11 protein-coding genes and 1 pseudogene are annotated in these 12,941 nt (G+C 63.7%); 5 read left to right on the plus strand and 7 right to left on the minus strand.

The features are described 5' to 3' along the window. From ACESNG_RS13405 to ACESNG_RS13425, 5 genes and pseudogenes are all read right to left on the minus strand, one after another. Positions 1 to 307 (minus strand): annotated as a pseudogene (locus ACESNG_RS13405) (hypothetical protein); the annotation flags it as partial. After that, entirely contained in the window at positions 304 to 705 is a 402-nt protein-coding gene (locus ACESNG_RS13410) for a hypothetical protein (RefSeq protein ID WP_373059835.1), read from the minus strand. The gene ACESNG_RS13410 and the pseudogene ACESNG_RS13405, both read right to left, overlap by 4 nt. A 171-nt stretch (positions 706 to 876) precedes the next feature. Further along, positions 877 to 1,833 carry a protein kinase domain-containing protein gene (locus ACESNG_RS13415; RefSeq protein ID WP_373069339.1) on the minus strand — a complete coding sequence of 319 codons (957 nt, stop codon included), beginning with the start codon at positions 1,831 to 1,833 and terminating at the stop codon, positions 877 to 879. Continuing rightward, positions 1,830 to 1,961: a hypothetical protein gene (locus tag ACESNG_RS13420; RefSeq protein WP_373069341.1), complete on the minus strand. Its 132-nt coding sequence runs from the start codon at positions 1,959 to 1,961 to the stop codon at positions 1,830 to 1,832. Before ACESNG_RS13420 ends, ACESNG_RS13415 begins: the two co-directional genes overlap by 4 nt. Further along, positions 1,958 to 2,230, minus strand: a complete 273-nt coding sequence (locus ACESNG_RS13425; RefSeq protein ID WP_373059841.1) for a protein kinase domain-containing protein — start codon at positions 2,228 to 2,230, stop codon at positions 1,958 to 1,960. The genes ACESNG_RS13420 and ACESNG_RS13425 overlap by 4 nt, the downstream gene beginning before the upstream one ends. Before the next feature lie 278 nt (positions 2,231 to 2,508). On the opposite strand from ACESNG_RS13425, the gene ACESNG_RS13430 reads away from it, so the two are divergent. After that, positions 2,509 to 3,501, plus strand: a complete 993-nt coding sequence (locus ACESNG_RS13430; RefSeq protein ID WP_373069343.1) for a serine/threonine-protein kinase — start codon at positions 2,509 to 2,511, stop codon at positions 3,499 to 3,501. A gap of 156 nt (positions 3,502 to 3,657) precedes the next feature. On the opposite strand, the gene ACESNG_RS13435 is transcribed toward ACESNG_RS13430, so the two are convergent. Together ACESNG_RS13435 and ACESNG_RS13440 are read right to left on the minus strand one after the other, a co-directional pair. Next, on the minus strand, positions 3,658 to 5,697 hold the full coding sequence (locus tag ACESNG_RS13435) for a sodium-translocating pyrophosphatase (RefSeq protein ID WP_373069345.1): 2,040 nt from the start codon (positions 5,695 to 5,697) through the stop codon (positions 3,658 to 3,660). Positions 5,698 to 6,680: 983 nt separating this feature from the next. Next, the gene (locus tag ACESNG_RS13440) at positions 6,681 to 8,567 is read right to left on the minus strand and encodes a beta strand repeat-containing protein (RefSeq protein WP_373069347.1); all 1,887 of its coding nucleotides are present in this window, start codon (positions 8,565 to 8,567) and stop codon (positions 6,681 to 6,683) included. A 374-nt stretch (positions 8,568 to 8,941) separates the two neighbouring features. Here ACESNG_RS13440 and ACESNG_RS13445 point away from each other — a divergent pair, with 374 nt between their 5' ends. The 4 genes from ACESNG_RS13445 to ACESNG_RS13460 form a co-directional block, all read left to right on the plus strand. Beyond that, a complete protein-coding gene (locus tag ACESNG_RS13445; RefSeq protein WP_373069349.1) occupies positions 8,942 to 9,394 on the plus strand; it encodes a hypothetical protein in 453 nt (150 codons plus the stop codon). Positions 9,395 to 9,561: 167 nt separating this feature from the next. Continuing rightward, the gene (locus ACESNG_RS13450) at positions 9,562 to 10,041 is read left to right on the plus strand and encodes a hypothetical protein (protein ID WP_373069351.1); all 480 of its coding nucleotides are present in this window, start codon (positions 9,562 to 9,564) and stop codon (positions 10,039 to 10,041) included. Beyond that, on the plus strand, positions 10,038 to 11,570 hold the full coding sequence (locus ACESNG_RS13455) for an ATPase domain-containing protein (protein ID WP_373059851.1): 1,533 nt from the start codon (positions 10,038 to 10,040) through the stop codon (positions 11,568 to 11,570). Before ACESNG_RS13450 ends, ACESNG_RS13455 begins: the two co-directional genes overlap by 4 nt. Before the next feature lie 21 nt (positions 11,571 to 11,591). Continuing rightward, positions 11,592 to 12,941: ATP-binding protein (locus ACESNG_RS13460; RefSeq protein ID WP_373069353.1), on the plus strand; the 1,350-nt coding region annotated here is incomplete at its 3' end.

Raw genomic sequence — 12,941 nt, forward strand, 5'->3', positions numbered from 1 at the left:
CGGTCGACGTGTACGCGAGCCAGCGGCCGTGTGGGTAGAGCGCGGGCGACCATTCGGAAAAGGGGGTCGCCGCCAGTGGCACGGGCACGGTATCCGCCCCCACTTGCATGGCCAGAATATCACCCACTCCAGCCTGGATCGAGAAGGTTCCATAGATCAGCCAATTCGCGTCCGGCGACCAGAGCGATTCAACGATGCTACGTGACTGGTGCAGTTGCAGCACCGCCGGTGCGCTTCCGTCGGCCCGCTTCGTCCAGAGGTGGTCTTCCCCGCCGGCGGCAGTGGTGGCGTCGGATGAGAACGTCAACGCCCGCCCGTCGGGAGTCGAAGATGGGTAGCGGCTGATGGTCCCGTCGAACGTGAGGGCGAGAGGGCGGGGTTCTTGAACGCACCCTGCCACGGCGCATCGACGGGTTGCACGTTGCCGCCGCGAGAGACCCACACGAGTTCACGGTTGATCCCGGTTGCGGCGGTGGCGTACACCAACGTGCCCGTCGTCGAAACCGCGAAATCGCCTGCGGCCGTGACCTCGGCGAGGCGCACGCCCTCGCTCACCACTTTCGCCGGCCCCGTGAGCGCTCGCGTGCCCTGGGCGAACGGGGCGACCAGGAGTGTCCCGGTGGGTCGAGAAGACCAGTTGTCTCGCCGCCGCGTACAGCGCTCGCGTTCCGGTGACGAGCACGGTGTATTTGCCGGTGGCGACATCAGCCACGGCGATCACCGACTCGGGGTGCTTCCTCCCGTCGTAGCGGATGGTGAACAGCACGCCCTTCCCGTTGGGCAGGGCCGTCGGCACAACGTACTGGATCTCGCCCTCCGCCGTATCGAGCGTGGTGAACCGCGTCGGGACGCCCCCCGCACCTGCGGGGACGCGCATCAGGCTGAGCGGTACCGTTCGGGCTCGCGCGTAGATCGCATCGCTGTGTCCCCACGACGCCCCCGTGTACGGAAATAGGGAATCCGTAACCGTGATCGGCGAACCGCCCGTGAGTGAAACGAGCTTGAGCACGTTGCCGATGAACACGCCGAGCTGCGCGCCATCAGGTGCAAAAACGGGTTGATGGCCCCAGCGGTGCCCGGCAATGGCATGGCCTGCAACTGGTCGCGCGGCCGCACGAAGAGTTGCAGGCGCTTACCACCGGTGTACACAAGACGCGCGCCATCGGGTGAGAGCGCGATGCGCACTTGTGGCCCGCTGCGGGCACTGCTCGAGTCCGGGGTCAGCGTGTAGCGGGTGACCGGCTTCGCGACGTGCGGGGCAGGGCGGAGCCAGCCCGAGAGTGTCGTGATGAGCAGCAGCGCCACCAGCGCGGTCATCACGATGACGAGGCGCCTCGATAGGCCACCGCGTCCCGCGAGCGCACCCGTTGTCGAGCCGGACATCCCCGCCGTCGTGAACGTTGGATTTGCCAACGCGTCGGCAAATGCTTTCGCCGTATCGAAGCGATCGGCCGGCAGCTTTTCCAGCGCCTTCGTAAGTGCCGCGTCGACATTCGCTGGCACCGACTTCCGTCGTGCGGTCACCGGTGGCGGCACTTCGGTGATGATCTTCATGATGATCTGCTGCGCCGATGCACCCATGTGTGGCGGGTTTCCGGTCAGCATTTCATACAGCGCCGCCGCCAGTGAATACACGTCGGCACGCGGCGTGATGTCCCTTTCGGCCGTGGCTTGCTCGGGGCTCATGTAGTGCGGCGTGCCGAGTGACAATCCGGTCTCCGTCATGCGCCCGCCGGCGGCCGCGCTCACCGCCAGCGCGATCCCGAAGTCCATCACCATCGCGCGCCCATCGTGCAGCAGGATGTTCTCGGGCTTGATGTCGCGGTGGATCACGCCTTTCCGATGCGCGTAGTCCAACGCATCGGCACCTCTCGCGTAAGGCGCACGGCTTCGTCTACGCCGAACTGCGTTTCGCGATTGAGCTTGTCGCGAATCGTTTCGCGCTCGATGTAGGGCATCACGTAGAACAGGAACCCGTCGCCATACCGCTGTCGAACAGCGGCAGGATGTGTGGATGTTGCAGCGCCGCCGTGGTCTTGATCTCCACGATGAAGCGCTCGGCGCCGAGCACAGCGGCGAGTTCAGGTGTGAGGACCTTGATCGCAACCTTGCGGTCGTGTTTCAGGTCTTCGGCGAGATACACGGTGGACATGCCGCCCGCGCCGAGCTCGCGCTCGAGGCGGTAGCTACGGCCAAGGGCCGACGACAGTCTCGACGGTCGTTCCGACATCCCCGAACGATGCCTGCGCGATGAGCGATAAGCGAGCCTCGCACGCAATCACGGCAGTGCTCGATTGCCAGCACCGCAAACCTTGCATCAGACAGCAGATTGCCGATTACCCGAAACTGCTTCACCAACGTCGCAAAGATCTCGCAGTGCCGGTCGCCCGGCGCGACAATGACTGCATGGCTTTGATGCATGTAAGGCAGCCACGTTCCCGCTGGCCGCACTCGCCAATCCCGCCGAATCACGTACATTCCCAGTGTCCCCCGCCATGGTGGCTTCAGATGCTCGACGACGGACTGCAAGCCGAGGTTCAGGCCGAATTGGCCGAGCATTACACGCTGGAGCGTGAATTGCCGCGCGGCGGCATGTCGCGGGTTTTCGTCGCGACCGAGAAGGCGTTGCGTCGTCGCGTCGTCATCAAAGTGCTGGCGCCCGAGCTGGCGGCCTCGCTGTCCGCCGAGCGATTCAAGCGCGAGATCGCACTCGCGGCGCGCCTGCAGCATCCGCACATCGTGCTGTTGCTCTCGGCCGGGCAAGCGGGTGTGCATCTGTACTACACGATGCCCTTCGTCGACGGCGAGGCGCTGAGGCAGCGCATTGATCGCGAGCGGCCGATGGCGTTCGCCGATATCGCGACGATTCTCGAGCAAGTGTCCGGCGCGCTGGCCTACGCGCACGAGGAAGGAATCGTGCATCGCGACATCAAGCCCGAGAATGTGATGTTCTACCACGGGCAGGCGGTCGTGCTGGACTTCGGCATCGGCAAGGCATTGATCAGTGCGTCCACGACGGAGATGGAAGCGGAGATCATGCGCATCACGCAGGTGGGCATGAGTCTGGGGACACCAACCTATGTGGCGCCCGAGCAAGCGGCTGCTGACCCGGCGCTCGATCACCGCGCGGATTTGTACGCGCTCGGCGTCGTCGCGTACGAAATGATCACCGGGCACCCGCCATTCGCGGGCCGTTCACCGCAGGCGGTAATCGAGGCGCACGCGAAGCAGTTGCCCGAACCGATCGCGTCGAAGCGGCCCGACGTTCCGAAGCATCTCGCCGCAATCGTGATGCGCTCGCTCGCCAAGCGGCCGGCCGATCGCCCAGCGTCGGGCGATGAGATTGCGAAGGCGGTGAGTCTGTCCGTGAGGCCGAGACACTCCGGTGGCGGACCGGTGGTCGAGAAAATCGCCAACGCGCCGCTGTGGATCCCGTGGACGATCGCGGGAGTCATGATGGTGGTGGCAATCGCGATGGGCATTCTCTACGCAACCCGATAAGCCGACGATCGAATCGTAGTCGCGGCGCCATCGCCCGGCGTCGCCGATCTCGAGGTGCAGGCGTTCGCTGCGTCGACCTTGCGCTTTCGAGGCCACCGTAATGAATGTTCACGAATACTCGATCTTCACCGCCCCACGTTGCGACACCAGCGCGACCTACGCCTTGGTGAGCAACGGAATGAGTAACAGCGCCACGATGTTGATGATCTTGATGAGCGGGTTGATCGCCGGGCCAGCTGTGTCCTTGTACGGATCGCCCACTGTATCACCGGTCACCGCTGCCTTGTGGGCTTCGCTGCCCTTGCCGCCATGGTGCCCTTCTTCGATGTACTTCTTGGCGTTGTCCCATGCACCGCCACCGGTGCACATCGAGATGGCCACGAAGAGCCCCGTTACGATCGTGCCCATGAGCAGACCGCCCAGCGCCGCGCCACCGAGTACCACACCCACGATCACCGGGATCACGAGCGGCATCAGCGACGGGAGAATCATCTCGCGGATGGCCGCCTTGGTGAGCAGGTCTACCGCGCGATCGTACTGCGGCTTCTGCGTGCCCTTCATGATGCCGGGCAGTTCGCGGAACTGGCGACGCACTTCTTCGACCACGGCGCCGGCCGCACGACCCACGGCCTGCATGGCCGCCGCCGCGAACAGATACGGAATCATGCCACCAATGAGCAGACCGATCACGACCCTGGGGTCGTCGAGCGAGAAGTTCACGGGAGCGCCAAGATGCTCACCGAGCTTGCTGCTGTAGTCGGCAAAGAGCACGAGCGCGGCGAGACCGGCCGAGCCGATTGCGTAGCCCTTCGTCACGGCCTTCGTGGTGTTTCCTACCGCGTCGAGCGCGTCGGTGATCTTGCGAATCTCCGGACCCAGATGGCTCATCTCGGCAATGCCGCCGGCATTGTCGGTGATCGGGCCGTACGCGTCGAGCGCCACGATCACGCCCGCCATGGAGAGCATGGAGGTGGCGGCGATGGCAATGCCGTACAAGCCGGCCATATCGAAGCAGAAATAAATGGCCGCCGCCACCACCAGCACCGGTGCGGCCGTCGACTTCATCGACACGGCGAGACCCGCAATCACGTTCGTGCCGTGTCCGGTCTCGGAGGCTTTGGCGATCTGACGTACCGGACCGTATTCGGTGGCCGTGTAATACTCGGTGATCACGACGAGCGCGGCCGTGAGGCCCAAGCCAATCATGGCGCAGATGAACAACTTGGTACCCAACTCACCCGGAAACATCTGTCGCGTGACAAAGAAGAACCCGATAGCAGCCAACACACCGGCCACGATCAACCCGCGATACAGCGCGTTCATGATCTTGCCACCCGGCTTCACGCTCACGAAGAACGTGCCGACGATCGACGCCGGAATTGACACCGCGCCCAGCACCAGCGGATACATGACGCCGGTGTTGCCGTAGGTGGAGTAGCCCAGTCCGGCCACGAGCATCGCCGCAATCACGGTCACGGCGTACGTCTCGAACAGGTCGGCCGCCATGCCGGCGCAGTCGCCCACGTTGTCGCCCACGTTGTCGGCGATCACGGCCGGGTTGCGCGGATCGTCTTCGGGAATGCCCGCTTCCACCTTGCCCACCAGGTCCGCGCCCACGTCGGCGCCCTTGGTGAAGATGCCGCCGCCGAGTCGCGCAAAGATGGAGATCAGCGACGCCCCGAAGGCCAGACCCACCATGGGTTCCAGCGCCGCCTTCACGGCGTCTTCCCCGGTGTTGGCGCCGATCACCACCATGTAGAAACCGGCCACGCCGAGCAGGCCCAAGCCAACCACCAGCATACCGGTGATGGCGCCGCCTTTGAAGGAGATGTTGAGCGCGGCGTTGAGACCAATCGTGGCTGCCTGCGCCGTACGCGAATTGGCGCGCACCGACACGAACATGCCGATGAAGCCGGCCACGCCCGACAGCACCGCGCCGATCGCGAAGCCGATAGCGGTCATCCAGTTGCCGAGCCCTGCGCCGACCGCCACAAAGAGAATCGCGCCAACAACGGCGATGGTGGCGTACTGACGCTTCAGGTAGGCGTTCGCGCCTACCTGAATGGCGCCGGCGATCTGCTGCATGCGTTCGTTGCCGGCGGGTTGGGCAATGATCCACCGGGCTGTCAAGATGCCGTACAGCACGGCGATTGTGGCGCAGCCGAGTGCGAGGAAGGGGGCGTACTGCTCGAGCACTTGAAGGTGGGTGGAGGGGGTGACGCGGGCCCCGGAAGCCGAGGCGGTCGGGGGATTTCCAACGGAAGGTCACCGACTGAGCCGGATGTTGCCAGTAGCGGACCGCACAAGCTTTCGCCTGTTCGTCGTGAGCTCGTGCTCCGACCCCGAAACCTGCCGTTGAGAAGGCCACGTACTGGTGACAATGCCCTCACTGCTCCGAAATCCACTGTTCCTCCGGCGTTACTTCGGCCAGCATTCGGGCCGACATTCCTGCGATTGAGCGGTACCTCGCGTAGCCGTCTTCCCACGGCGGCGCTGATCAGTAGCGCCGCCGATATCGACGCCTTGGCGTGATAGTGCTTCCCAACGTGTCGTCGGCGATTCCGTGGCCGATAGCTCCCACCAGTCACATCATGGCCGACGAGATCGCCGCCGCACTCATCGCTGCTTCTTGCGCGATGAAGCCAAGCGGAACATGTCGAAGGTGTCTGGGTGTTGTCGTGCAACAATCCATTGTGCAAGGGAATGGGTTTCGCGCGTATTCACGAGAAAATCCGGCCGGGTTTGGCGGAGCGCCACTGTGTTCTCTCAGTGCTCTGCGTTCTCTGCGTGATCAGTTCCACGGCCCCGTGCGCACCGTACGCCGCGCACTACTTCCGGGGGCGGTGACGAACAGGCTGCTGAACCGATCACGCCGAGGACGCGGAGGCGCAGAGAACGCAGAGCAACACGTGAAGAACGGGAATCGGCACCCATCTGACCGCATAGCTCGTAATAAATGTTGGGACACCACTCCTGGTGTTGCTGTTCTTCGCGGACTTCGCGCGAACGGCGGTATTGGCGGCTGCCACGGAGCGATCGCAAATCAACCACTTACACCGTTCTAATCCGCAAACGTAGGGACGCTACGGTCCACGGGTATGACAATGCGGGCGCCTCCCTTGTTGGGAGGCGCCCGCACAGCGAAGCGTCACGTCATCCCGCCAACGCGCTGGGTGTGGTCAATTCGTGATGGTCGTCGTGAACGTCACCGACCCGCCACCCGCGATCGTACCGGTCACGACTGATGTGCCGACCACAGCACCTGTGGTGTACGTGATCGTCGCATTTCCCGTTGCATTGGTCATTGAAGAGGCCGCGCTCAGCGTTCCGCCGCCCGAGACAACCGTCCACGTTACCGTCGACCCAACTACGGAGACGCCGAGTGCGTCCGTAACCCGTACAGTGAATGCTGCAGCGGGCGTACTCACACGTACGGACTGCGCTGCTCCGCTCACCACCGACAACACGTTCGTGGCCGCCAGCACCGTCGAACTGAAAGTGACCGGTATAAGGCCTGGTCCCGTAGCCGTCACAGTTGCCGTGCCAGTCGTTGCGCCAGCCGTGTAAGACACTTGCGCCGTACCAGCGGCCGAAGTGTTCACGGTCGACATACTCAGAGCTCCGCCGCCCGTCGCGATTGCGAAGGTGATCGGCGCGCCAACCACGACTGCTCCGGTTGCATCGACAACCCTGACGACGAACGGGTTCGCGGCTGCGGTGCCGACAATCAGCATCTGTGCGCTGCCGCTCACGGTCGACAACACATTGCTCGATGACGTCACCGTGGTGGTGAATGTCACCGGTGCGACTCCTGCAACGGTCGCGGTCACCGTCGCTGCGCCAACAGTTCCGCCAGCTGTGTACGTAATCTGTGCAAAACCGGTAGCGTTGGTGGTGGCGGTGGTCAAAGACAACATCCCGCCGCCGCTAGTGATGGCAAACGTCACCGTCGCATTTGCAACTGCGGCGCCGGTCTGGTCGACGACCCGAACAATGAATGGGTTGCTTACCGGACTGTTCGTCAGCACGGACTGCCCGCTGCCACTCGATACCGTCACCGTCGTCGGCGCGCGTGCGGTAATCGTCTGCGTAAAGGTGACTGGCGTCAGAATGCCGGACGTCGCCGTGATCGTGGCTGCACCGCCCGTCATGCCAGCGGTATATGTCGTTGACGCGATTCCCAACGCATCGGTAGTCGCCGTGACGCTCCCCAACGCCCCGCCGCCAGTGACAATCGCGAACGTCACCGTGGTGCCCGCAACCGGTGTCCCTGCCTGATCGACGATTCTTACGGAGAGCGGATTCGTGCTCTGCACCCCTGACACGATGGTTTGAGCACTGCCGCCGCTTATCGTCAACGTGGTTGCAACCCGCGCGGCAACGGTCGTCGAGAAGGTGATCGCCGGAAGGCCAACGACCGATGCCGTCACCGTCGACGTACCAACCGTTGTGCCCGAGGTAAAGGTCGTGGACGCATTGCCTGTCGCGTTGGTTGTCGCGGAGGCGGATCCGAGTGTGCCACCGCCACTGGTAATTGCGTACGTCACCGTTGTTCCGGCGATCGGAGTTCCGGTCTGATCAACAACGCGAACGACGAACGGGCTCGTCGTTTGCGCGCCCGTCACGACGGTTTGTCCGCTTCCGCTGGCCGCCGTGAGTGTCGCGGCCGTGCGCGCCGAAACGGTCACACTGAAACTCACCGGACTGACACCGGCCACTGATGCCGTGATCGTCGCTGTTCCGGCCGTTGTTCCGGCAGTGTAGGTCGAGGATGCCACGCCACTGGCGTCGGTGGACGCGGCGGTTGAGCTCAAGGTGCCGCCACCCGAACTGATGGCGAACGTTACCGGCACCGCGGAAAGTGCAGCGCCATTTTGATCAATGACTTTGACGGAAAGCGGAGTTGTGGTCGCGCCAGTTGCAACCGTCTGTGCCGTTCCGCTCGTCGTGGTAATCGTCGTCGCGACCGGTGCCGTCGTTTCATTTTCGTCTGAACATGCCACCAGCATCGCCGGAAATGCGAAACTTATCAGCGCGCGTCGAAGGGTTGACTGCAGAGTGAACATTGTGTGCTCCGTTTCCAGGTGTGGCTGTCGACATCGCCGCGTGCATTGTCGTCAGGGTCGTTACGTTGGGAAAGCGCAGCAATTATGAAGCCAATTGTCGGTGATGTGTGACACGCCGCCTTCTGCAAAACGCAGGTCGCCGCCAGTCGTTCAGTCTGTCCCGAGCTTGGTGCGAAACTTGCGCCGTGTATCGAAAAAGTTGGCACCAGCGATTGTGCACGGTTGCACCAACCCTTGGCCGTACTGCCAGCGTACGCGGAGGCGTGATGAACGAGCCAAGCACCAGTTCCAGTGACAACGCGCGCCGTTCGCGACCGCCGAACTTGGACCATGCGACTCTAGCGCAGTATCTCAATGATCACCTGGCAGGATCCGTGGCCGCTCTCAAGCTCATGGGCAGAGTCAGCGACGCATACGTCAATGAACCACTTGGCGTGCTCATGCTCCGTCTGCGCGCCGATCTCGAGTCCGAGCAGGGTTTGTTGCGGGATCTGCTCGGTGCGCTTGATGCTCCAGAGAGTCAGGTGGCACAGGCGTTGGCCTGGATCGGCGAGCAGTTTGCCCGGTTCAAGATTGGAGCCGGTGATGACGACATCAGCGGGCTGATGCTGTTTGAAGCGCTCGAGGCGCTTGCGATGGGATTCTTCGGGCGCATGTCGCTGTTCCGAATGCTGGCCGTGGTGCGTGAGAGCTTACCGCTCGATATCGACTTCGCAGGGCTCGCTGAGCGTGCGTCGCTACACCTCGAGGAGCTGGAAGCGGCGCGTATTACCGCGGGGCGAGCGGCACTCTCGAGTGCCGTCACAGCGGTCTCGAGTCCACGGTAAATGTCTCTTCTGCGGGTACAACCTGCTTGTCAGGGCGCTGTTCTTCGCCGGCGGCACGAGATTCGCACTCCCACGAGAGTGCCTCCCATGGTTCACTCCTTCTGCCGTATTTACATGATCACGGGTTTGCCAGTCCGAATGCAGCACGTTCCGCGCACCGTTTCCCGGTGACGCGTACGCACTCGACCGCAGACGAGGTGGCCCGGCGTCTCCTGGAGCGGGCTACGGGTGCGATCCACCCCGTCTTCGCCTTTGCCGGTCCTTACGGGCTCGCTGATGATGCCGCTGGCGCGGCGGCGATGCGGCTCCTGAACGATGTCGAGATGTTGTTGAGTCGCTGGATCGGGTCGGAGGGATACCGCGCGCTGCTCCTCAACGCCGCACGCCTGACGCTACCTTTGCACCCGGCACTGAGCACCGTGCTGACGGTTGATGGATTCCGGCCTGCTGCGCCGAACGACGGGCCGACGACACCCGATGCCCTTGCCAGCGGCATGGTGGCACTGCTCGTGACGTTGATGGAACTGCTGGGCCGCATCGTTGGTGAGGAGATGGCCGAACGCCTCGTTGAGCAAGCGGGAGCACCGAGCCCGAGCATCGAGCCTGCGCCGAAGCATGCGCAGCGCCACTTACCAAGAATGCGATGATCAAGCCATGTGATCTCACTGCCGTGCGTCGTGACCTGACGACATTCACGCTGCTCGACACCGGGGTGCCCGGGCTGAACGAAGTCCTGGGCGGCGGACTACCGGAATTCTCGTTCAACCTGATCGCTGGTGAACCCGGAGCGGGAAAGACGACGCTGTGCATGCAGTTCCTGTTCGCCAACGCGACAGTCGTACGACCCGGCCTCTTCATCACGCTCCTCGGCGAGACGTCGCTCAAGATGCTGCGCTATCAGCAGCGGTTCTCGTTCTTCAATCCGGCTAAGGTCGGGAACGCCGTGCATTTCCTGAATCTCAGCGAGGAAGCGCTGGAAGGCGACCTGGAAGGCGTTCTGGAGCGCATCGAGGCGGAGGTCGGGAGACTGGGTCCGAGCGTCGTGGTCGTCGATTCGTTCGGGTCGCTGCTGCACGGGGCCAGCGGCGGAAGTCGGGAGGGCAGCGTCGAGCGGTTCGTGCAGCGGTTGGCCCTCCAGCTCACGACCTGGGACATCACGTCGCTACTGATTGGGGAATACGAAGCCGAGGAAACTAGGAACCCGGTGTTCACGGTGGCTGACGGGATCATTCGGGTCATGCAGGCCGTCGACCGCAACTCGGTGGTGCGCAAGCTGCAGGTCATTAAGGCGCGCGGGCTCGCGCACATGCCCGGACTGCACACACTCAAACTCACCGATGATGGCGTGATCGTGTATCCTCGCGTGTCGAGCCATCGCGCAGACGCGCGCGCGGCGGAGAGCAAACGGCTGGGCACCGGTATCTCCGGCCTCAACGAGTTGATGGGCGGCGGCATTCCCGCTGGCGATTCAGTCGTGCTCGCCGGTCCAACCGGGTCGGGCAAGACGACGTTTGCGGTCCAGTTCGTAGCGGAGGGGCTGCGCGTTGGGGAGTCCGCCGTTATTGCGGTGTTCGAGGAGCATCCGGAGATCTACCTCGCCCGCGCCACCGCGATGGGGATCGAGTTGCAGGATGCCGTGGACACCAACCGCCTCCGCGTGATTTACTTACGACCGCTGGACCTGTCGGTGGACGAAACGCTGCAGGAAATCCGCACAGCGGTGCAGCAGATCGGTGCGACGCGCGTGGTCATCGATTCCATTTCGGGCTTCGAAATGGCGCTCGCACCCACGTTTCGGGAGGACTTTCGGGAATCGCTCTACCGCCTCATCGGGGCGCTCACCGGCATAGGCGTGACGATTTACTCGACGGTCGAGGTAGTGGAGCAGGAACGACTCCAGATTACCGGGCACAGCGTGTCGTTCCTGACCGATGTGATCCTCAGCCAGCGGTTCGTCGAAATCGAAGGCGAGCCGCGCAAGGCGCTGGTGATCGTGAAGATGCGTGGGAGCAATCACAGCCGCGACTTCTGGTCCTACGAGTCGACCTCGTCCGGCATTGTCCTCGGGAACACCCTACGAGAGTACGATCGGGTCGTAACCGGCCTACCTGTCCGTCAATTGCGTGCCGCGGGTCCGTCGCGTGAGCCGTCACACAAAGATGTCAGTGATACCTGATGAACACGCCATGATCGCACCATGATACCCGTCGGTCCATCGCGTGACGATGCAGACCGGGAGAGGCGGTACGAGCAACTGGTCGAGCTCGCGCCCGACGGCATTCTCGTGCACGATGGCGAAGTAATCCTTTCGGCCAACGCCGCTGCAGTCCGACTGGCCGGCGCGAGTCGTCGGGAACAGATCGTGGGGCAGCCGGTGGACATGCTGCTCCACCCGCCACACTTGAAAGCGGTCGCGCGCCGGCTCACGACCGATACCAGTTCGGTGGAGCCGGTGCCGCCCGTGCGAGACACGCTGCATCGCATCGACGGCGGCCACGTGGAGGTCGAGGTCAGGGCGCAAGTGTTCATCGAGGGCGGCAAGCCGTCGGCCCATCTGGTGATCCGCGATATCACGGAGCGGCTCGCCGCCGAGGACGTGACGCGCGAGCTCGCCGCACAGTTGCAGGCCACCCAGCGACTCGAGGCGGTCAGTGCGCTCGCCGGCGGCGTAGCGCACGAGGTCAACAACATGCTGCAGGTGATCCTGGGTTTCGGGACGCTGCTCTTGGACGAGCGCGAGGTGACGCCGGAATCGCTGGCCAACGTGCGCGAGATTATCAGCGCCGCGAACCATGCCGCGGCGATTACCCGTCAGTTGCTCGAGTTCAGTCGCCACGCCGAGCACCATCCACAGTCGGTGGACCTGAGCGCGATGGTGCGTCAACTCTTGCCGGTGATTCGCCATTTGGCGGGCGAGCAACGACAGCTCGAGGTGTCGGCGCTTGCGCCGCACGTCGTGTGGGTGGATCCGGGACAGCTCGAGCAACTGATCGTCAACTTGATCATCAATGCGCGCCACGCGACCACGGAGAACGACACGATTGCCATCGTCGCCGCCGAATCCGAGGTCGAAACCGGGGTGCTGGACGCTGACGGCCGCTCCCTCATGCGGGGCCGGTACGGCACACTCTCGGTACGGGATACGGGGAGCGGCATGGATGCGGCAACGCGCGCGCGCATTTTCGAGCCGTTCTTCACGACGAAGCTGCTCGGGACAGGCACCGGGCTCGGGTTGGCGGCTGTGGCGGGGATCATGGCGCAGAACGGTGGGCAGATCAGCGTGCGGACCGCTGTCGGCGAGGGTTCAACGTTCACCCTGTTCTTCCCGCTCATGTCACCAAGTACGCTGTCCGACCCGACATACGCACCGGACGCGGACGCGCCCGTGAGTTCCGCCGTCCGGATAGCGGGGGAGACCACCGTACTCGTGGTGGACGACGAGCCGGCCATCTGCAAAGTGACCGGTCGTTTGCTCGAGCGAGTCGGATACACCGTCGTGCTCGCCGGCAGTGGCGTCGAAGCGCTGGACATCATCGAGCAAACGGGA

It is taken from the genome of Gemmatimonas sp. (genome assembly GCF_041689975.1).
Classification (GTDB): Bacteria; Gemmatimonadota; Gemmatimonadetes; order Gemmatimonadales; family Gemmatimonadaceae; genus Gemmatimonas.